The sequence below is a fragment of the Psychrobacter sp. genome (assembly GCF_041554015.1).
GTDB lineage: Bacteria > Pseudomonadota > Gammaproteobacteria > Pseudomonadales > Moraxellaceae > Psychrobacter.
Map to the genome: position 1 here is coordinate 88140 of NZ_JBFFMS010000005.1, position 23273 is coordinate 111412.

The following is a 23273-nucleotide window of genomic DNA, read 5'->3' on the forward strand; positions in this document are numbered from 1 at the left end:
CCTTTTACCTATTAAAAGATAAAAGACGTTAAGTGTCAAAGCATGAGCATGCTATCACATCGGCAGAGAAAAGCACCGTAAGCGAGCATTTGGCTGTCAATCAGACTGATTACTACACTTCTAAATAATCTAAAATACCTTCAGCTGCCTCACGACCTTCCCAGATGGCAGTAACGACCAAATCAGAGCCACGAACCATATCGCCACCGGCAAAGATTTTGGGATTATTGGTTTGGAATTTAAAGGTTTGTTTTTCTGCGGCCAGCACTCGACCAGATGTATCCATAGCAACCTGCTGCGATTCAAACCAATCAGCGGGGCTTGGGCGAAAACCAAATGCCATAATCACTGCATCACAGGGGATAATCTCCTCTGAGTTGGCAATTGGCTCAGGATACTGACGACCGTTCTCATCTGGCGCACCCAGTTGGGTCGTGATGACTTTAACCGCGTTGACCTTGCCATTGAGACCGATGATTTCAGTTGGCTGACGGTTAAATAGAAACTCGACGCCCTCCTCGCGGGCATTGACCACTTCACGACGTGAGCCGGGCATATTTTCCTCATCACGGCGATAAGCACAGACCACCTGATGTGCACCTTGGCGGATACTGGTACGGTTACAATCCATTGCGGTATCACCGCCACCAAGCACCACCACTTTTTTACCTTTAAAGTCGATATATTCTGTTGGGTCTTTTTCCCAATCATTACAGCGATTGACGTTGGCAATCAAGTAATCTAAGGCGTCATAAACACCTTCTAACTCTTCACCAGCAAAACCGCCGCGCATATAGGTATAAGTACCCATACCCATAAATACCGCATCATATTCGCTAAGCAGCTCATCAATAGTGACATCGGTACCGATTTCTGTCTCAAGACGAAACTCCATACCCATGCCCTCAAAGATGACACGGCGGTTACGCATGACGTCTTTTTCCATTTTAAACTCTGGGATACCAAAGGTTAATAAACCACCTATTTCTGGGCGTTTATCAAAGATAACCGGTTTGACGCCATTTCTAACCAAGATATCCGCACACCCAAGTCCGGCAGGACCGGCGCCAATGATGGCAACTTTTTTATCTGTCCAAACGACATTTGACATATCAGGACGCCAGCCGAGGGCAAAAGCGGTGTCATTGATATATTTTTCAACATTACCAATCGTTACCGCACCAAAACCATCGTTAAGCGTACAAGCGCCTTCACATAAGCGGTCTTGCGGGCACACACGTCCGCAGACTTCAGGCAAAGTATTGGTTTGATGACACAACTCTGCCGCTTGGAAAATCTGCCCTTCTGCGGCAAGCTTTAGCCAATTAGGAATGTAGTTATGTACGGGGCACTTCCATTCACAGTATGGATTGCCGCATTCAAGACAACGGTGCGACTGCTGTGCTACTGATTCGTTTTCAAACGGCTGATAAATTTCAACAAACTCCGTTGAACGAGTCGCAATGTCTTTTTTGATCGGCTCAACCCGTGGTACATCTAAAAACTGAAAACTATTTTCTAAGCGTTTTGCCATGGTATTGTCTCTTTTATATAGGGGTCTTTTATCGTGGCTAACGACCGCCCATATCTGTAGCCTCAACGAGGCAAATTTACGGATACTGACGGTCATTTACCTGCTCAAAACATCTATAAATTCCTCTTTAAAATAGCGCTATGTACTTATGATATCTGTAGGTTCCGCAGCGCTATCAATAAATCAGATCAATTATTGTGGATCAGCGGTCGTGGTTTTTAGCAATGTTGCAACGTTTGCCGCTTTTGGCTTAACCAAGTAGAACTTACGTGCGTAATGTTCAAAATCCGCCAATATCGTCTGACCCCATGCGCTACCCGTTTTATCGACATGCTGCTCGATAACGTGCTGTAAGTAGATACGGTGGCTTTCCATCTGCTCGCTTGAGATACGATTTAAGTCAATCAGCTCATGGTTGCAGCGATCAAAGAAGTCCCCTTCCAAATCGAGTACATAAGCAAAGCCGCCCGTCATCCCTGCGCCAAAGTTGAGACCGGTGCGCCCAAGTATGGTAATGATGCCGCCAGTCATATACTCACAGCAATGATCGCCTGTACCTTCGATCACCGCATGAGCACCAGAGTTACGAACACCAAAACGCTCCCCTGCCGTACCTGCGGCATATAATTTGCCACCTGTCGCGCCATACAAGCATGTATTACCGACAATAGCAGTATCTTGCGTCACAAAGCTAGAATCATTCGGTGGATAAATCACAATCTCGCCACCCGCCATGCCTTTACCGACATAGTCATTGGCATCGCCTTCAAGCTCAATATGCAGGCCGCCAGCGTTCCACACACCCAAACTTTGACCTGCTGTGCCGGTCAAGTGCAGCTTAATAGGTTTGTCACTCATGCCAAGATTGCCCCATACCTCTGCAATCTCGCCCGAAATACGCGCGCCAATCGAGCGATCACAGTTACCAATATGATAACTATAGTCGCCGCCATTACCTTGACGAATATTAAGCAGCATATCGCTGATCATTTGCTCAGCAAGTAAGCCCTTATCAAATGGCTCATTACGCGCAACCTGACACGTTTGCGCTTTGCCGCTACTAGCAGGATGGCTAAATAATAAAGGCGATAAATCGAGATGCTGCTGCTTAGTCGTGTTGCCTTCTAATATATCAAGCAAGTCCGTACGTCCAACCAACTCTTCCATCGTACGTACACCAAGCTTGGCAAGCCATTCGCGGGTTTCAGTTGCGACAAATTTAAAGAAGTTGATCAGCATCTCAGCTTCACCGATGAAATGATCATCGCGTAGCTGGGCTTTTTGCGTAGCAACGCCCGTTGGACAGTTGTTTAAATGGCAAATACGCAGGTATTTGCAGCCGACTGCTATCATCGGCGTGGTACCAAAGCCAAAGCTTTCCGCACCAAGAATCGCCGCTTTGACCACATCAAGTCCTGTCTTTAGACCGCCATCGGTTTGGATACGAACCTTATGACGTAAGCCATTCACCCGTAGTGATTGATGGGTTTCAGCAAGACCTAACTCCCAAGGCGAGCCAGCATGATGGATAGAGGACAGTGGCGATGCTGCCGTACCGCCGTCATAACCTGAGATGGTAATCAAATCAGCGTAAGCTTTTGCCACACCCGTCGCAATCGTACCAACGCCTGGGCGTGAAACCAACTTGACCGAAACTAAGGCATCAGGATTGACTTGTTTAAGATCAAAAATCAGCTGCGCCAGATCCTCAATCGAATAAATATCATGATGCGGCGGCGGTGATATGAGCGTCACACCCGGCACTGAATAACGCAGTCGCGCAATCAAAGCATTGACCTTACCGCCCGGCAGCTGACCACCTTCACCCGGTTTTGCCCCTTGAGCAACCTTGATCTGCATAACCTCGGCTGAACGCAAATAGGCGGGTGTGACCCCAAAACGACCAGAAGCGATTTGCTTGATTTTTGAGTTACGTAAGGTGCCATAACGGACAGGGTCTTCACCGCCCTCACCTGAGTTTGAGCGACCGCCAATGGTATTCATAGCGATCGCGATCGCTTCATGCGCTTCTGGCGATAGCGCACCTAGCGACATACCAGCGGAGTCAAAACGTGACAAAATAGCTGAGATATCTTCAACCTCGTCTACTTCAAGCGGATTGTCGGTTTTAAGCTGTAATAAATCTCGCAAAGTGGCAACCGGACGGCTATTGACGATTTCTGCATATTGACGGTAATTGTCATAATTACCCGTTCGTACCGCTAGGTGTAGACTATTAATCACATCAGGATTAAAGGCATGATACTCTTTATTAAAGACAAATTTTAATAAGCCGCCTTGGTCAAGGGGTGCACGGCGCTTAAAGGCATTTGCCGCAAGCTGAGCTTGATCTGCTGCCAAATCTGCAAAGGTTGCACCTTTAATACGGCTTTGCACGCCTTTAAAGCATAGGTTAACCACTTCTTCAGACAGACCAACCGCTTCAAATAACTGCGCGCCGCGATACGAGACAATGGTAGAGATACCCATTTTTGATAAAATCTTCAGCAGACCTTTATCCAAGCCTTTACGGAAATTTACCCGTGCCTGAATCGGATCACCAAGCAGTTCACCCGTCGCAACCAAATCATCGATGACATCATAAGCAAGATACGGATAGACGCAGGTCGCACCAAAGCCAATCAGTACCGCTACTTGATGTGAGTCACGCGCTAGACCAGTTTCGATAATTAAATTGGCATCGGTACGAATACCTTGGGCAATCAGATAATGATGCACCGCCCCTGTGACCATTATAGCGTTGGCAGGGACTTTATCTACCGCGATATCTTTATCAGATAAGACAATCAAGGTATAACCCGCGCGAATACTGCTAGCAACTTGCTCACAGATCGCGATAATGGCGGCGGACAGCTCTAATGTACGATCATAATTTAGGTCGATACGTGCCATCTTAAAGGCAGGATCATCCAAGGTTGCAAGTTGCTGCATCTTACTTGCTGACAATACTGGCGATGACAGGATAAGGCGATGGGCGTCTCTCGCTGATGGTGCAAACACATTGGTCTCAGCACCAAGGCAAGTCTGTAACGACATGACGATAGCTTCACGTAGCGGATCAATCGGTGGATTGGTCACCTGTGCAAACTGTTGACGGAAGAAATCACCAACATGGCGAATTTGCTGCGACAGCACAGCCATTGGCGTATCATCACCCATCGAACCAACTGGCTCTTGCGCGTTTTCGGCATTAGGACGGATGATTTCTGTACGCTCTTCATTGGTGATGTGATACATCTTTTGCAACGCTTTGAGCGGCTCGCCGCGACATGCTTGCGCTGCGAGCTCTTCTTCTAAGCGCTCATCATCACGGATACGGGTCGCCTCTTCACGTAACCATTTACGATATGGATGCGCTTTTTTAAGTAAGGTCGCAATGGCTTTGGTGTCCATAATTTGACCGGTTTGGGTATCAATAACCAGCATTTGACCCGGTCCAACACGACCTTTTGCCAAGACATCTTTTGGCTGATAGTCCCAAACCCCGACCTCTGAGGCAACCGTAATATAGCCATTCTTTGTCGTCACCCAACGTGATGGACGCAATCCGTTTCTATCCAGCATACAAACGGCATAGCGACCATCTTGAATCACAAGACCCGCCGGACCATCCCATGCTTCCATGTGCTGTGAGTAAAACTCATAAAACGCCCGCAAGTCCATATCCATGCTATCGACATTTTGCCATGCTGGTGGCACCAAAATCGACATCGAATGGAACAAACTCATACCGCCTGACATCAAGACTTCTAGCATATTGTCTAAGCTAGATGAATCTGAGCCACTGCTATTAACCAGTGGCGTTAGCTCATTCAAATTGGGCAGTTTATCTGATTTTAATTTTGGCGTACGCGCCTCAGACCAGCTGCGGTTACCCGAGATGGTATTTAGCTCACCGTTATGCGCCAGATAGCGAAAGGGCTGAGCTAGTGGCCAGCGCGGTAACGTATTGGTTGAGAAGCGCTGATGGAATACCACAATGTGCGATGCCAAACGCGCATCTTGTAAATCTAAAAAGAAAGCTGGCAGATCTGATGGCATCACCAAACCTTTGTAGATAATGGTCTGACAGCTCAGTGAGCAGACATAAAATAGCTCATCATCAACCAAGCGCTGCTCGGCTTTTTTACGGGCGACAAACAGCTTACGGTTAAAATCATCTGCAGACAAGCCTTCTAGCTCATTGACAAATACTTGCTTAAAATCTGGTAGTGTCTGACGACCAATCTCACCGACAATAGTTAAATCAAGCGGTACATCGCGCCAGCCTGCTACTTCTAAGCCTTGCGCAGTAAGCTCTTCATTTAAAACTTGTTGGCTATGCTCGGCCATTGCCATATCTGGATTAACGAATACCATCCCTACTGCAAAATTATCCGTTATTGTAAACTGTTGCTCTGCTGCAATCTCTTTAAAAAAAGCAACGGGTGTCGCTAATAATAAACCACAACCATCACCGGTTTTGCCATCAGCAGCAACGCCGCCACGATGGGTCATGCAACTAAGGCTATGAATGGCTGTTTTCACCAAGTCATGACTGGCTTGACCTTCAATATGAGCAATCAAACCAAAGCCACAATTGTCAGAAAAATCATCTGGCGAGGCCAAATGCGTATGGGAGGAAATCATTGACATAGCTGGTCCTTTTAAGTGAGCGGCAGTCTATGCAACCAATGTGATGCACAAACCATTCTCCGCAAGCAGAACGGGCTGGATTATATTTACATATCCGGATAAATAAAGCGCGAGCAGAGAAATTATTGCCAGTGCACGGGGTATGATAAAAAATTATCAAAGTGCCATGCATCCTAGCGTCAGTTAAGACATCAATTTAACGCGGTTTGCCAGATAACCTTGATCAATAACGCCGTATTCATCATAAATTTAAGTTACCAAGCACTTCAGCGCGATTACTTGTCGATTTTATGCTGGTTATAGGTTTCAATATGAATCTTATAATCGTTAAAGAGTAAAATGGCAAGTGGCTGAAAAAACGCAGTTTATCCATTAAATGTGAATATAAGACGCCTATATTCAAGCGCCTTAACAATCCTAATAAGGATGATAATAAGAGAGTTTGCGCCATTTGCGACATACAGGCTAGATTGGATAAGTAATAGCCCGTTAGCAAGTGGCAGCGCTTGAGATATGGTAATTCCTGTTAATCGCTTATCTTATATATGATAAAATCTGATCAGATAATTGGCTCATAAATGACCATTTACGATAACTATACAGAACGTCACCCATCCTTATCTTAGTGAATGATTGACAAAAAATCTAGTCTTTTCTGTCCATTCATCCATCAGATTTTGTAAGCGTTTATATTATTAATGGTTATATAAGACATTAAAATCCATAAATAAATAATTCATAAAAAAAGCCCACTATAGTGTTTAGTGGGCTTATTCATGCATATTCTTACTTAGAATTACTCTTTCTTTTCTTCTATCAGCTCTTTTATGCTGTCATTTTTGGCTTTTGGTGCTGCATTGTTAGAGCTATTATTAACATTCTTATTCGCCGCGCCTGTATTCTGATTTTTGTTAGCAGCATTGGCCGCATTGGCATTATTAGAATTAGCATTTGCGTTATTGCCGTTATTAGTATTGGCATTATTGGTACTGGCAGCTGGCGGCTTGGGCGTGGCAACCACAGGCGGTTTCTTCGCTGCATTACCTTCAGTATTCTTAGATCCTGAGGCAGTAGAACCTTGTTCTTCCATACCAAAAATACGCTCCTCATTAACGGTTAAAGTATCAGAGGTATCAGCGGATTGACGTATGCTTTCAGGCGCACTGCTATTGGTTGATTCTTGAGGAGTACGGTTGTTCGCACTGCTTGCGATTTGCTCGCTGTTATTTTCCGTTGATGTTTTCTGACGTAACGGCACCTCGCGCTTGGTTGGACGCAGATTGACGGCACGAGTGCGTTTGGTGCTCAGATCTTTTACAGGATCAGGGCGCTCGTAATTATCGATGATACTAACGTAGCGATTGATCTCTTCAGGCAATACGCGCACGTTGGCAGGTAGCTCAAAATCTATCAGCTTAGCCGCACCGACTGCCTCTTGTGGACTACCCATCAAGCCATATGTTAGCATATAACGCACTTGCTTGTTTTCATCAAGATAGCGAAAGTATGTAAACTTGCTACGGTCTTCACGCCCTTCTAGATAACTCACAATCACATCATTTTCAGCGACATTCATAACCTGTACGGTCCACTTGCCCTTATTGGCAAGCAGATAACGTTTATCTTTAAACTCATCAGGGTAGCTGCGCAAATCACGAACCGTTTCATCAAAGCTGATTGGCTGTACATCGGTATCAAGCTCATGCAACGACTCAATTTTTAATGGCTGCTCAAGCTCTGCACTTAAAGCTTTCGGCGCTGCTATGGGCGCGTTTTCTATCTTGGCACCCATCGCTGGCGTTTGGCTAAACATCCAGACCAAAGCCGTCGACACGCCCAACATCAGAGTCGCTATCAGCCAGATCAATGCTTGACGGCGATAGAATTGGCTCGCGGTGCGAGTCGTCGAGCGAGATGCTGCCATGGGGGTGTCCTTGGTAAAGATGTGCTTAGGATAAGGTCATAAAAATCATATAGATAAAATTAAGCAGTATACAGTCTGTTAAAAGCAAGAAAATTATCACTGCTAGCACTGTGCTATTTCTTTCTTAAAATCTATCTTAAAAACAGCCAACTGCTCATAGTTATTTGCAATAGATGTTATATCATCGCTTGCGGTGCATGCATCGCAAGCACATCGGTAAGCAGATGCGGGTCAAAGTCATTGGTTAGTACCGCTTTACCTAATGATTTTAACAAAATAAGACGGATTTGTCCGTGTTTCACTTTTTTATCATGACCCATCAAATCAAGTGCTGTCTGAACCTTGATAGGCGGCGGCGTGATCGGTAAATTGGCCAACGATAAGATGCGTTTAACGCGAGCAACCTCATCGCTTGTCAGCCAGCCGATTTTCTGCGACAGCTCAGCCGCTTGTACCATGCCTGCCGCAACCGCCTCACCATGTAACCAATTGCCATAACCTTCATGAGTCTCAATCACATGACCGAAGGTATGACCAAAGTTTAATAGTGCGCGTACGCCTGATTCTCGTTCATCTTGCGCCACCACCTCAGCTTTGTACTGGCAGCAGCGCTTCACTGCTTCACCAAGTACCGCCAAATCCAAGACCATCATCGCAGGCAGATTGTGCTCAAGCCAAGTCAAAAAATCTGCATCCATAATCAGCGCATATTTGATGACTTCAGCAAGGCCTGCTGACAACTCGCGCGCTGGCAGGGTTTTGAGCGTACTCATGTCAGCCAATACCATTTGTGGCTGCCAGAATGCACCAATCATGTTTTTGCCTTGCGGATGATTGATACCGGTTTTACCGCCGACACTTGAGTCTACTTGCGAGAGCAAGGTCGTTGGTATCTGAATAAAATTGACGCCGCGCATAAAGCTTGCCGCTGCAAATCCTGTCATATCACCGACCACACCACCACCAAGCGCAATCAAGGTCACATCACGATTGAAATGCGCGGCCATCAATACATCATAAATCTGATTGATACTTGACTGATTTTTATATTGCTCACCATCTGGCAGCACACAAACCTGTACAGTAAATTGTGCTTCTAGTGGCTGCTGCAGGGCTTTTAGATAAAGCGGGGCAATGGTTCCATTGGTAACGATCAATACCTGTTGACCGGTAATATAAGGCGCAACTTGGCTTGCCATACTGCGGTTTTCTGCTAGTGGGTTTTCAGTGATGACGATAGGATAGTCATGACTGTGCGTATGTACTGTCAAGTCAGCATGGAACAGTGGCGATGTCATGAAAATCTCCTAAAGTCTTATGAATAAAAGTTAATTCACTAACTATTTGCTATCATTGATTATACCAATCATTTTTTAACATCAGTCTTTTTTGGGCTCTGAATCGGTAGAGATACAAAATGCGTTAAGCTGATGTAATAATTGATTGACCATGTGCCGTGGATAGGTATGCCCTGTCGGCATGATGATATGCGCCACTTCCCTGTATAAGGGATCTCGCGCGCTATATAAACCTTGTAGTATTTTTCTGGGGTTTGGCTGTTGTAATAATGGGCGTGATTTGTCTTTAGCAGTACGAGCCATTTGCACATCAACAGGTGCATTTAGATAAATAACGATACCGCGCTGCTTTAGAAATTCACGATTTTCAGCTGCCATGACCGCACCGCCACCTGTCGCTAGGACAATCTGCGATTGCTGGGTCAGCTCATCAATTGCGCGCGTTTCTCGTTCGCGAAAGCCCGCTTCACCTTCTTTGGCGAATATCCAAGCAATATCGGCACCAGTCTGCGACTCGATATACCAATCACTGTCTACAAACGTTCGCCCGAGCTGCTTTGCCAATAATCTACCGATTGTGGTCTTCCCTGCTCCCATCGGCCCTACCAAAAATACCGACGGTAATTCCTCAACCATAGCACTCACTCAGCTAAATTAGGTATGATACAACGTCATTGATATTCTGGCTAGTAATGCGCTGTGATTATTGTTAGTAAAATCCTTGCCAGCGTAAAAATCAACCATTAAAAAAGCAAGCACTAAGGCTTGCTTTCTTTGATTTAAAACCTGACTAATTTAAGCGGCTAATACCATCGTTGATCAGTTTTGGCGTGATGAATATCAGCAGCTCTTCTTTGGTATTGCTGCGCACATCTTTACGGAAGGCGCGCCCGATATAGGGTAAATCACCTAAGAAGGGTACCTTATCGACCCCGTTATTGGTACGGTTCTTGAAGACGCCGCCTAATACTATGGTTTGTCCGTCTTCGACAATAACGTTGGTCGAAATAGAGTCTTCAGCGATAGCAACCTGATTATTGATAATGGTCGGTGTGCCATTGGTGATGAGCAGCTGCAAACCAATCTTACCATCTGGGGTAATGTTTGGCGTGGCTTCCAAGCTTAAGGCAGCTTCTTTAAAGCTCGTCGTCGTCGCGCCACTTGCGGATGCTTCTTGATACGGAATCTGCGTACCAGAAGAGACTTTTGCCGTTTGTTTATCGGACGTCAAAATCTTTGGCGTAGAAATCACTTCACCGCGGTTATCAGCTTGCATCGCTGACAACTCAAGATCAAGCATAAAGTCAGAAATACCAAGCAAGCCAAAGGCAATACGACCCGCTGGATTGTCAACACCCAAATCAACGTTTAAATTATCTGGGCGAGTAATATCGTATTTCGGATATGAAACGGTCTGACCATTAATCGTCGTGGTCTCCACATCAAAATCTTTTAGATCCCACAAGGTTTGATTGCTACCGCCGACCAACAAATTGCGGTTATTGGCAGCGCCATTTGACAAGATGCCCCAGCGAACCCCAATCTCTTTACTAAAACTGTCGGTGGCGCTAACAATACGTGCCTCAATCATCACTTGACGGACAGGAATATCGATTTTACCAATCAGCTTATGGATATTTTCAATGCTGGCTGCCACGTCTTTGACAATCAAAGTATTGGTACGTTCATCGACTGTGACAGTTCCACGATTAGACAGCAAGTTATTACTATCATTAGTATTGCCAGTAGTGCTACCGCCGGCATTATTACTGCCAGCGCTACCGCTACCTTGAGAGATAAGGGTCAAAACGTCTGCCGCTTTTGCATAGCTTAGACGGATGTATTCAGTGCGTAGCGGCGCATAAGACTCAACCGCTTGCTGTGCTTCAAGCTCGCGCGCCTCTTGTTCAGCTAGCTCAGTTGAGGGCGCAACCAAAATGACATTACCGTTTTCACGCTTACCCAAGTTTTTACTTTTAAGAATGATATCAAGCGCTTGATCCCAAGGGACGTTAATCAGGCGCAAGGTAATGTTACCAGCGACCGAATCACTTGCCACGATATTCATCTCTGTAAACTGCGCCAAGATATCTAAAACACTACGAATCTCAACGTCTTGGAATTCCATCGATAACGCTGCACCGGTATAGACTTTTTCTTCAAGTGTCGGTTCGCGTAGCAGCTCAGGTCGTCTGATACCGATATTTAGCTGATTGCCAGATTGATAGGCTTGGTATTCAAAATCGTCTTTCAGATTAATGGTGATCACACCATTTTGACCTTGGTTTTTGGTATCAATACTATCGACCAAGCCGCTATTCACATTTAAGCGGCGCAGCAGATTCCTAGGGACGGTACTACCAGTCAAACGCACAACCAACTTATTACCTTGGCGCTGAACATCTACCGGAATCGCTTCATTGGCAAGTGAGATACTGACGTTACCACCGCCACCATTCCCTGCTGAAAAATTCACAGCGCTGAGCCCATCGTAGCTATACTGCTTACTGACTTGTGCAGAGGCAAGTTGCGGGCTTAATAAAGGATTGACGCGTACCACCATGGTATCAGCAGGTACTTGGGCTTTGGTGACGGTCGTTCTAATCGGCGCAACAGCCACACTACTGGTTTCAACAATGGGCGTGACCACAGCCGTGGTAGTAATAGCCGCATTGCCATTAAGCACATCTTGGACGGGGTCGTTGGTAATGACTTTCTTGACCACCGGAGCAATCACTGGACGATTAGGGTCAGTAACGGTTAGCAATAGCTCATTGCCATCAATCGCAGTAGTATAGTTGCCGGTCTTTTTTAGACCAACGATAAGACGGGTGGTATTGTCACTGTTTAAGGTGGTGACCTCATTGACCAGACCGACATTATATTCATTAAAGCGACTGGCTAGACCATTTTGTACCTGTTCAAAATCCAGCACCAAACGGCTAGGATTGTCGAGCTGATAAGCGGCTGGTAATACTGGCGCACCTGAAAACCCCAAACGCATTTGAGTGACACTAGGCGTTGTCTGCACCACAGAAATATTGTTGATGCGCTGCTCGGCATAGGCACTGCTACTTACGGCTACCATACTCATAGCCAGTGCAGAAATGGCGAAAGTAGAAGATACGCGGTTGCTCATCATCATTACCTTGTTGTTGCGTACTGTCATTATTTATTCCTCAAAAAATCTGCCGACTTAGCTTATAGGGGACACCAGTGACTGGGGTTTTTCAACAAACCCAGCACGGCTGTCTGGCACAATTTCAATCAAGTTAATCTGAGTCGGCGTGATTTCAACAATACGACCGTCATTCAATCCAAGATAATTACCTACTCTCACACTCGCAACTGAGCCATCAGGACGCTGTACTAATGCATACTGTCGACCTTCAGGCGAGATCACCACACCGCGAAAGATAAGCTGCGTCAGCTCATATTGTTCAAGCGGCTCTTTTACACGCGTTATGTCAGGGCGCACCCCATCGATAGAGGTTGCAGGACCTTGTACGTTTACCAAACTTGGCGGCAAAAATGGACTACGCTGCGCACTGGCACTATAGACAAAATCCTCTACCAATTCCGCCTGAGGCGGCGGCTCAATCGGCTGCGCAGGCTGATTACGGATATCAGCCATTGCTTGTTCTGCCAAACCGATACGATCGGTACAACCAGTTATAGATAAAACAGCAGCGCTTAACAGCAATAACCTTAACTTAGACAGTGTTTGGCTGGTCATCAGTTGCCTCCTGCAGTAGCATCGGTGGGTGCAGCTTCAGTAGCCGCTGCATCACCTTCAGGATCTGCCTCTTTTGAACGATAGGTTTTGGTTTGCAATACCAAATTCAGCTCAGGTAATACATCTAAGGTTGGCTGCGGATTACTGACTTCAAAGTCGTGCATGGTGATAATCCTTGGTAAAGCGGCCAAACCACTGATAAAGCTGCCAAACTGGTGGTAATCGCCCAGCGCTGCGATACGAATCGGCTGCTCAATAAAGAATTCATTTTCAATCTCAGGCTCGACAGAGATGTCTTGAAAACGTATATTGCTGCCGACGCCCGTCATATTGATACCCTCAACCAATTCTGATACACGGGTGTCTTTTGGTAGCTGATCGAGCAAAGTATTAAACTCTGCTTCCATCTGAATCACTTGAGCTTGATAAGCTTGCAAGTGACGTGCGCGCGATTCTTTTTCGCGGTAGCTATCGAGTAAGGTTTGCTGCTGGCTTTCTGCTGCTGTGATTTCATCGATTTTACTGCTGATCGGTAATGCCCATGATAAAGCCGCGATCAAAGCAATAATAAAACCAATGACTGTCACCTTAACAGGAAGCGGCCAACTGCCATAGTTTTCAGAATCCAAGGATTCAAAACTGCGGCGAAATTCATTTAGATCAAACTGTTTTCTTTGTTTTATCACCGTCTTTTTAAGTTTGATACGGGGTTTTTTACGGCTCAGCTTCATAACTCGCCTCCGGGTACCACAGCGCCATCAGCACCTTCTACAGGAACAGCCGTTTCAGACTGTACTTTGGTCGTTATGACAAACTGTACATAGCTGTCTTCAGGATAAATAGGGCGCGGTTGTTCACCCGGCGTAGTGGCCGTATTTTCTAAAACGGGTGCTGCTTGATAAGCGGTGATGTTTTGCTGAATGTTGCTCACGGCTGAATTGCCCATCCACTTACTGCTATCAAGATTACGGATCAAGCTTGATACCACGTTTGGATTGTCAGCAAGTCCTGTCAATGTCAGTACATCCCCTTCACGCTTGAGATTGTTCAAATAAAGCGCTGGCGGAATGGCTTTAGCAAGATCATCCCATAATCGTACAGGTACAGGACGGCGACCTTGCAGGTCTTGAATCACTTGCATACGTGAGATGATATCTTCACGGCGCTGCTCTAAACTGTCAATCTCAACCAAGGCTTTATCCAAACGAGCGTTTTCTTGTTCAATCAGTGCATTGGCATCCAATTGCTCATCGAGTTCGTTATTAAAATAACTCCACGTTGCAAATGCTGCTAGTAGAGACAGCAAGGTCACTGCCACCACTAAGGTGATAAACTCTTTATTACGGCGGGCGCGTTCTTCTTCTCGCCAGGGCAGTAGGTTAATACGAGCCATTAGTCAAAGCTCCTTAACGCCAGACCGCAAGCGGCCATTAAGCTGGGTGCATCAATGACCAATTGCTCATGATCGATATGCGGCGCAATGGTCATATTGATAAAAGGATTTGCAATAGTGACGGGCACGCCCAAGCGCTGCTGCGCCATGCCAGCAAGTCCTGCGATGGAACTACTGCCACCAGCAAGGACCACATGGTCGATACTGCTGTATTGACTGGAAGAAAAATAAAACTGTAAAGAGCGCGTGATTTGTTGAATGGTATTTTCTATAAATGGGGTTAAAACATCGGTATAGTAGTCATCTGGTAGAGCACGCTCGCGCTTACTAATAGACGCCTCTTCAGCAGACAGACCATAACGGTTTTGAATGGCTTCTGTCAGCTGACTGCCTCCAAATAACTGCTCACGACTATAGATAAATTCGCCATTTTTGGCGACATATAACGTTGTTTGATTGTGCCCGATATCAATCAGTGCCACCAAGTCTGGTAAATTTGGCAGACTCTGCGCCATCAAACCAAAAGCACGCTCAATGGCATGCGACTCAATATCCATCACTTTGGTTTGCAGACCGCCAAAGGCTAAAGCGTCCACCCTTTGATCAACGTTTTCTGTACGAGATGCTGCAAGCAGCACTTGTACCATGTCATCATTAATCAGAGACGGACCCAATACTTCAAAGTCCAAGTTGACGTCTTCTAACGGATACGGAATGTACTGGTCAGCATCCAGACGAATTTGAGCCTCACGTTCGACATCGTTTAGCATCATATCCATATCGATGATTTTAGTAATCACCGCTGACCCTGAAACTGCTGTAGCGGCACTACTACCCGCCGCTTGGCAACGCCTTGCCAAGCCTGCTATAGTATTGCCTACCATTTCCGTATCTACGATGAGTTTGTCGATGACTACGCCTTCAGGTAATATTTCAGTACCATAAGATCTTAGGTGGAAAACGCCTTGTTGGCGCTGTATGTCAACCAACTTCACTGAGGTGGTACAAATATCCACGCCAATCAAATGTCGACTCTTAGAAGTAAATAGCCTCACAAACTCTATACCTTATATTAAGTGTACAATCTGATAGTTATTTGTAATAATTTAGTACAATACTTTACTTAACAGATAGATTCAAGCATTTAAATGTCCTGTACAGGCCAACTTACACATTTATTATTACTTGGCTATTTTGTTCAAGGTATAATGTTTTTCATCTGTTGCAAACCTTAATCGATAAGTCTGACTATGACCAAACAAAATGCCACTGTTCGTCTCATTCACTTTTTGGTGGGGCTTTTCATTGCTTGTCTAGCCTTAGCGGTGGTATTGGCGCTTGCCATTCCTATCGGTTTCTATGGCATGGCGATGTATTTATCACCAACGTTGCCAAGTACGCAAGAGATTAAGACGGCAACTTTAGAGATGCCATTACAGATATATAGTAGTGATGATAAATTGATTGGGCAATATGGCAATCGTTTATCATTACCTATTACCTTTGAAGAGATACCAGAAGACTTGACCCACGCTTTTTTGGCAGCAGAGGATTCCTCGTTTTTTCAACATAGTGGTATTAGTATTAAAGGTTTGGGACGCGCGGTCACTGAAGTGGTCACGGACGATGAAAGCCAAACAGGTGGCTCAACCATTACCATGCAGGTCGCCAAAAACTATTTTTTAAGTCCAGACCGTACCTTAAATCGCAAACTGACAGAATTGTTTTTGGCTCGTAAAATTGAAGACGAGCTGAGTAAAAACGATATTCTCACCCTTTATGTCAATAAAATATACTTAGGCGAAGGCGCTTATGGTATTCGGGCAGCGGCCAAAAAATACTATAGTAAATCGCTTGAGAATCTCACCATTGCCGAGATGGCAATGCTGGCAGGTTTGCCAAAAGCCCCCTCTAAATACAATCCTGTTGCCAATCCAAGCCGTGCGCTCACGCGTCGTAATTGGATTATTGGTCGCATGCATGAATTGGGTTACATCGACAAAGCTCAACATGACGAAGCTATTAATGCGCCCATTGGCATTAAGCTTTATCAAGAAAAGCTGGATGTTAACATGCCATATTTGGCAGAAATGACGCGCGCAGCTTTGGTTGATCGTTATGGTGAGCAGGTCATGCATGGCGGTTGGCGGGTGCGCCTGACGGTCGATAGTCAAGCACAAATTGATGCCGAAAAAGCAGTTTTAACAGGCTTGGTCGCTTATGAGCATCGCCATGGCTGGCGCGGTGCTGAGGCCAACGGCGAACCGCTGGAAAAGTTCCGTCGTTATAGCAACATGATCCCCGCCAAAGTGACTAAAGTGAATAGCAGTAGTTTTGAGGCAACCATGCTGTCTGGCGAAAGTGTGACCGTTAACTGGTCTGGTATGCGCTGGGCTCGTAAATATATCTCTGCTGATCGTATCGGTTATTTTCCCAGTAATGCCAGTCAAATAGTGAGTAAAAACGATATTATTCGCCTGATACCGACTGCGAATGGTGGCTGGCAACTTGGTCAAATACCTGAGGTACAAGGCAGTTTGGTTTCTCTCAATCCTGATACTGGTGGCGTTCGCGCCTTGGTCGGTGGCTTTGATTTTAATCATAGTAAGTTTAACCGCGCGTTGCAGGGTTGGCGCCAACCGGGTTCGACCATTAAACCCCTTGTCTATACTGCTGCCCTAGAAAAAGGGTATCGTCCAGACAGCATAGTCTCAGATCGCCCGCTACAAGTCGGCGATTGGAAGCCAAAAAACTCTGACGGCCGCTTTTTAGGTGATATTACGTTGAGCCGTGGACTTTATTTATCACGTAACCTCGTGTCTATTCGTCTTTTGCAAGCGATTGGTATCTCTGATGCTCGCAATTTATTAGATGAGTTTGGACTGGATAAAGAGAAGCTACCAACTACCTTGTCTTTAGCATTGGGTACAGGTCAAGCAACCCCATTGCAAATGGCCACCGCTTACGCCACCTTCGCCAATGGTGGGCATCGTATACAGCCCTATTTTATCGAACAAATCTACAACTATAATAATAAGCTTTTATTTCAAGCCAATCCTCAGCAAGCTTGTGCCCTATGTTTTAATGAGCAGCTCGACGATGTCAATAAAAAGCTGGCTGCTGAATATGATAAAAAAGTAGCTGAGGCTGATAAAGAGACAGAATCACCTGCAAATGAAAATACGAACACTGAGGTAGCAGCTAATCAGGAAAACAGCGATACTACTAAAGAAAGTAACAATACTGACTTGAGCATTTACGATGCCGGCCCAGAATCAGATCGCTTAAAAGCACCCGTTGTGCAATATGTGCGCGCCGAACAAGCACCGCGTATTCTAAAACCAAAAGTCGCTTATGAGATGGCAGATATTTTACGTGATGTGATACAGCGAGGTACAGCGTTTAAAGCCAGGGCTTTGGGACGTGATGATATTGGTGGTAAAACAGGTACCACCAACGAGGCAAAAGATGCTTGGTTTGCAGGCTTCCACCCTACCAATGCGACCGTCGTCTGGATGGGATTTGACCAACCAGCAACCATGGGTCGGCGAGAATATGGCGGCGTAGCAGCCCTACCCGTTTGGATGGATTTTATGAAAGCCCAGCTTAAAAACACCCCTAGTCAATGGGTTTCCATTAATAATCGCGCCAAATCAAAAAAACAAAAGCAAAGTATTATAGATTTGATGGATGAGGGAGTTACTGAGCTTGAGGGTGAGGAAACCGACGTCGGCAAATCTGAAAAACCGGTCAAGACGTCTGTTCAAAAACGCCAGCCACCTGCGCCAAAACCTGTTGAGACACCGGAACCTAAGACCTCTGAAGCTACCAATAATGGTATTACTAATAGCCCAGCGCAGAAGCAAAAGCCATTAGTAGTCAAGCCTGTAGAACGTATGCCAGCCATGCCTGAGTAATGAATCACTTATAGCCTCTACTTCTTCTATTCTGTTACGTTCAAAAAGGCTGATTCAGTAAATACTGAGTCAGCCTTTTTTATAGAGCCTATTCCCATTACATACAGTCTTATATCCTAATCCGCTTATAAACAGCAGCTAGCCAGTCAATAATCTCATGAGGATTAAAACTCTACCATACCAGCACGTAGCTGCTCAATCAGTTCCAAAAACTGCTGGCGCCATTCACGTATGGTCGCCTCATCTGGCAACCATTGATTGGACAATGTCACAACATTGACAATCAAATCAGGCGCTTCTTTTTTGCCATCGACCGCCTTATCTACTACATGCTCAGATATCACGGCATATAGACAACGCTGGTATGCATGCTCTATATCTGCTAAAAACCCTTGCTGTTGTAATTGTTTTAGGCGCTGTATCTCAGGCGATACTTGCGTACGCTCACTTAGTGCCTCTTCAATATCTCGCAAGGTTGGTGTCGTCAGCGTGATATGATAAAAATGACCCAGCTCTTGTAAAAAAGCCAAAAACGTACCGTATAGATGAAAAATAGCGGTCTCACAATGCGCTTGATATAACTGCTTGTCAGTAGTATTTGCAGCGGCTTGACAGGCCAAACGGCAAAAATACAGCTTTTGATTGGTGCGGTCAGCTTGGTATTTGGCAACGCGAGTTTTATCTGCCATGCGCTTATCCTTTTGAGTAAATACGGTTAAAAATGATGAGAAGCTATGAGGACTTATGAACATTACACCCAAAATCTAGCGGTGTTTAAAAGGTTCAGTTATAGCAGTGTACTATTTTATAAAGTCATTCCCCAAGAAAAAAATATCGTGAGGGAATTTTAAAGCAAAAAAAAGCCAGCAACTTAGGCTGGCTTTTTTATAGATGAAAATAGCTAAGCGTAATCTGAATTAATGATTACCCTGATTCAGCTCTTGAGCAAATGCTTCATCGAAGCTTGCAAAGTCTGTGGCATCAGTCGTTGCAGATATATCGAACGCTGCATTTAGATCTTTGTCCTGCAGTTTTTGCTCTGCTTTTTCCTTACGAGTTTTATGATATGCCAAACCAGTACCAGCAGGGATCAAGCGACCAACGACGACGTTTTCTTTTAGACCACGTAGCTCATCGACTTTACCAGTGACCGCAGCAGCCGTTAGGACACGTGTGGTTTCCTGGAACGATGCCGCTGAGATAAAGCTTTCAGTAGCAAGACTTGCTTTGGTGATACCCAATAATTGACGCTCAAACTGTACTGGGAATTTATCTTCCGCTTCAAGCTTAGCATTCAATGCTTTGATATCAGCGTACTCTGCTTGATCGCCTTTAAAGTGGTTTGAATCGCCGCCGTCTGTAATCTCAACTTTACGCAGCATCTGACGAATAATAACTTCGATGTGCTTATCGTTGATTTTTACGCCCTGCAGACGATAAACGTCCTGTACTTCGTTAACGATATAATCAGCAAGCGCCGTTTGTCCTTTTAGACGTAAGATGTCATGCGGGTTTTGTGGACCATCCGCAATAATCTCACCGCGAGCAACGGTTTCGTTTTCGAAAACGTTGATCTGACGCCATTTCGGGATCAGCTCTTCATGAATCTCGCCATCTTCATTGGTGATAATGAAACGGTTCTTACCTTTGGTCTCTTTACCAAAGCTTACGACACCTGTCATCTCTGCCATGATAGCGTGATCTTTTGGACGACGTGCTTCAAACAAATCAGCAACACGTGGCAGACCACCGGTAATATCTTTGGTACCTGATGATGCTTGTGGTACACGGCCTAGGATCGAACCAGCGGCAACTTTTTCGCCATCGCTCACGCGAATGATGGTTTCAGCAGGTAAGAAGTAAACCACTTCTTTACCTTCGTCAGTGTTCAAGATGATCGCCGGACGTAAGTCTTTTGCTGAACTTGAACGGTCACGAGTCGCTAGAATCTCAAACGAGCTCATACCAGTCGCGTCATCAACTTTTACTGTCGCCGTCAAGCCATCAGTGATTTCACTAAAGCGTGCGGTACCAGCAAATTCTGTGATAATAGGATGCGTGTGCGGATCCCATTTAGCGATAGTCTGACCGCCTTCAACTTGCTCTTCATCTTTTACAAGCACGCTTGAACCATAAGGTACTTTATAGCGCTCACGCTCACGACCAAGCTCATCCGTTAAGGCGATTTCGGCTGAACGCGATACGATAACCAAGTGACCGTCGGTATGCTGTACCGTTTTCATGTTCTCAAAATGCGCTTGACCTGCACTGCGGACTGAGATGCTATTGTCCACAGAAGCTGAGCTTGCTGCCCCGCCCACGTGGAACGTACGCATGGTCAACTGAGTACCAGGCTCACCGATAGACTGCGCTGCCATAACACCGACTGACTCGCCGATATTGACTTTATGACCACGGGCAAGGTCACGACCATAACACTGTGAACAAACGCCATGTTCGATGTCACAGGTAATCACTGAACGTACCCAGATATCATCGATTGCGTTATTATCGAGTACTTTAACCCAATGCTCATCAATCAAGGTTCCAGCAGGAATCAATACTTTATCAGCATCATCGTTGTAAGTGACATCACGTGCTGTTACACGACCAAGTACTAGCTCACCAAGTTTCTCAATGATCTCACCACCTTGGATATGCGGCTTCATAAGCAGACCTTGCTCAGTACCACAATCTTCGCTAGTAATAACCAAATCTTGTGCCACATCAACCAAACGACGCGTCAAGTAACCTGAGTTAGCGGTTTTTAGTGCTGTATCGGCAAGACCTTTACGCGCACCATGCGTTGAGATAAAGTACTGAAGTACGGTCAAACCTTCACGGAAGTTGGCTTTAATCGGTGTCTCAATGATAGAGCCATCCGGTTTTGCCATCAAACCACGCATACCAGCCAACTGACGAATCTGTGCCGCACTACCACGAGCACCAGAATCTGACATGATAAAGATAGAGTTAAATGATTTCTGCTCTTCTTCCTCACCTTTGGCATTCATGATTTTATCAGTAGCCAAGTTATCCATCATCGCTTTAGCGACTTTGTCATTGGTACGTGACCAGATATCAACCACTTTATTATAACGCTCACCAGCGGTTACAAAGCCTTGCTCGAACTGATCTTCAATCTCGCGAACTTCTGCTTCTGCTGTTTCGATGATCTGCTTTTTCAGTGGTGGAATGACCATGTCATCGATACCGATAGACACACCAGATAGCGTCGCTTGTGCAAAACCAAGATACATCAATTGGTCAGCAAACATAACACTCTCTTTTACGCCAACTTTACGGTAGCAAGAGTTGATCAACTTAGAGATGTTTTTCTTCGTCATCTCTTCGTTACATTCGTCAAACGACATACCTACAGGCATGATATTCCAGATTAACAAGCGACCAGCGACCGTATCTTGGATATTTGTCTCTTTGGTACGATTGCCATCATCATCGATATGCGTTTCAGTCACACGTACTTTAATCTTGGCATTAACATGTAAATCGTTTGAACCAATGGCACGTAACGCTTCATTAACGGTAGAAAAAATCATGCCCTCGCCTTTGGCGTTGACTGACGAGCGGCTGATGTAATATAGACCCAGTACAACATCCTGTGACGGTACGATGATTGGCTCACCGTTCGCAGGTGACAGGATATTGTTGGTTGACATCATCAAGGCACGTGATTCAAGCTGAGCTTCTAGGGTCAATGGCACGTGAACGGCCATTTGGTCACCATCAAAGTCGGCGTTGAACGCAGTACAAACTAGAGGATGCAGCTGGATGGCTTTACCTTCAATCAATACTGGCTCAAATGCTTGCAAGCCCAATCTATGAAGTGTTGGCGCACGGTTCAATAGTACTGGATGCTCACGGATAACCATGGCCAGCATATCCCATACTTGCGGCTCTTCACGCTCTACCATCTTTTTAGCAGCTTTAATCGTCGTCGCTAAGCCATGAGACAATAGTTTGTTATACGTAAATGGCTTGAATAGCTCAAGTGCCATTTTTTTCGGTAGACCACACTGATGTAGACGTAGAGTCGGACCTACAACGATCACCGAACGACCAGAGTAATCGACACGTTTACCAAGTAAGTTTTGACGGAAACGACCTTGCTTACCTTTGATCATATCAGCCAAAGATTTCAATGGACGCTTATTACTACCCGTAATCGCACGACCACGGCGACCGTTATCAAGCAAGGCATCAACTGATTCTTGCAACATACGTTTTTCATTACGTACGATGATATCAGGTGCGCTTAGCTCTAATAGACGCTTTAGACGGTTGTTACGGTTGATCACGCGGCGATATAGATCATTTAGATCTGACGTCGCAAAACGGCCACCTTCTAGCGGTACTAGAGGACGCAAATCTGGTGGTAATACTGGCAAGATGTTCATTACCATCCACTCAGGCTTGTTATTAGAATCACGGAATGCTTCTAATAACTTAAGACGCTTAGACATCTTTTTAAGCTTGGTTTCAGAACCGGTTTGTGGAATGGCTTCACGTAGCTCATCAATTTCGATATCGATATCGATGTCTTTTAATAAATCTTGAACGGCTTCAGCACCCATCTTGGCGGTGAATTCATCACCAAATTCTTCAAGAGCTTTAAAGTAATCTTCGTCGTCAAGCAACTGATACTTCTCTAAAGAAGTCAGACCAGGTTCTGTGACGATATAGCTTTCAAAATAAAGCACACGCTCGATATCACGTAGCGTCATGTCTAGCAATAGACCGATGCGGCTTGGTAATGATTTTAAGAACCAAATATGCGCAACAGGGCTCGCAAGA

13 protein-coding genes are annotated in these 23273 nt (G+C 45.3%); 1 reads left to right on the forward strand and 12 read right to left on the reverse strand.

The annotated features are described in order from the left end of the window. Positions 1-112: 112 nt before the first annotated feature. From ABYU67_RS03035 to ABYU67_RS03080, 10 genes are all read right to left on the reverse strand, one after another. Positions 113-1534 (reverse strand): glutamate synthase subunit beta, encoded by a 1422-nt coding sequence (locus tag ABYU67_RS03035; RefSeq protein ID WP_372843539.1) that lies wholly within the window; start codon positions 1532-1534, stop codon positions 113-115. Between the two features lie 192 nt (positions 1535-1726). Next, a complete protein-coding gene (gene gltB / locus ABYU67_RS03040) occupies positions 1727-6190 on the reverse strand; it encodes a glutamate synthase large subunit (RefSeq protein ID WP_372843540.1) in 4464 nt (1487 codons plus the stop codon). A gap of 796 nt (positions 6191-6986) precedes the next feature. Further along, on the reverse strand, positions 6987-8114 hold the full coding sequence (locus ABYU67_RS03045) for a hypothetical protein (protein WP_372843541.1): 1128 nt from the start codon (positions 8112-8114) through the stop codon (positions 6987-6989). Between the two features lie 176 nt (positions 8115-8290). After that, on the reverse strand, positions 8291-9412 hold the full coding sequence (gene aroB, locus ABYU67_RS03050) for a 3-dehydroquinate synthase (RefSeq protein WP_372843542.1): 1122 nt from the start codon (positions 9410-9412) through the stop codon (positions 8291-8293). 81 nt (positions 9413-9493) lie between these two features. Further along, positions 9494-10048: a shikimate kinase AroK gene (gene aroK, locus ABYU67_RS03055; RefSeq protein WP_372843543.1), complete on the reverse strand. Its 555-nt coding sequence runs from the start codon at positions 10046-10048 to the stop codon at positions 9494-9496. A gap of 154 nt (positions 10049-10202) precedes the next feature. Then, the gene (gene pilQ / locus ABYU67_RS03060; RefSeq protein ID WP_372843544.1) at positions 10203-12581 is read right to left on the reverse strand and encodes a type IV pilus secretin PilQ; all 2379 of its coding nucleotides are present in this window, start codon (positions 12579-12581) and stop codon (positions 10203-10205) included. A gap of 27 nt (positions 12582-12608) precedes the next feature. Then, positions 12609-13148, reverse strand: coding sequence for a pilus assembly protein PilP (locus tag ABYU67_RS03065; RefSeq protein ID WP_372843545.1), 540 nt, complete (start codon positions 13146-13148; stop codon positions 12609-12611). Then, entirely contained in the window at positions 13148-13879 is a 732-nt protein-coding gene (locus ABYU67_RS03070) for a type 4a pilus biogenesis protein PilO (RefSeq protein ID WP_372843546.1), read from the reverse strand. Before ABYU67_RS03070 ends, ABYU67_RS03065 begins: the two co-directional genes overlap by 1 nt. Continuing rightward, a complete protein-coding gene (locus ABYU67_RS03075) occupies positions 13876-14541 on the reverse strand; it encodes a PilN domain-containing protein (protein ID WP_372843547.1) in 666 nt (221 codons plus the stop codon). The genes ABYU67_RS03070 and ABYU67_RS03075 overlap by 4 nt, the downstream gene beginning before the upstream one ends. Further along, the gene (locus ABYU67_RS03080) at positions 14541-15596 is read right to left on the reverse strand and encodes a pilus assembly protein PilM (protein ID WP_372843548.1); all 1056 of its coding nucleotides are present in this window, start codon (positions 15594-15596) and stop codon (positions 14541-14543) included. Before ABYU67_RS03080 ends, ABYU67_RS03075 begins: the two co-directional genes overlap by 1 nt. A 195-nt stretch (positions 15597-15791) precedes the next feature. On the opposite strand from ABYU67_RS03080, the gene ABYU67_RS03085 reads away from it, so the two are divergent. Continuing rightward, positions 15792-18458 (forward strand): penicillin-binding protein 1A, encoded by a 2667-nt coding sequence (locus ABYU67_RS03085; protein WP_372843549.1) that lies wholly within the window; start codon positions 15792-15794, stop codon positions 18456-18458. A gap of 164 nt (positions 18459-18622) precedes the next feature. Here ABYU67_RS03085 and ABYU67_RS03090 read toward each other — a convergent pair whose 3' ends face one another. Both ABYU67_RS03090 and rpoC read right to left on the reverse strand, forming a co-directional pair. Next, the gene (locus ABYU67_RS03090; RefSeq protein ID WP_372843550.1) at positions 18623-19147 is read right to left on the reverse strand and encodes a DUF6586 family protein; all 525 of its coding nucleotides are present in this window, start codon (positions 19145-19147) and stop codon (positions 18623-18625) included. A 228-nt stretch (positions 19148-19375) separates the two neighbouring features. Next, the coding region (gene rpoC, locus ABYU67_RS03095; RefSeq protein WP_372843551.1) for a DNA-directed RNA polymerase subunit beta' at positions 19376-23273 on the reverse strand (3898 nt) is incomplete at its 5' end.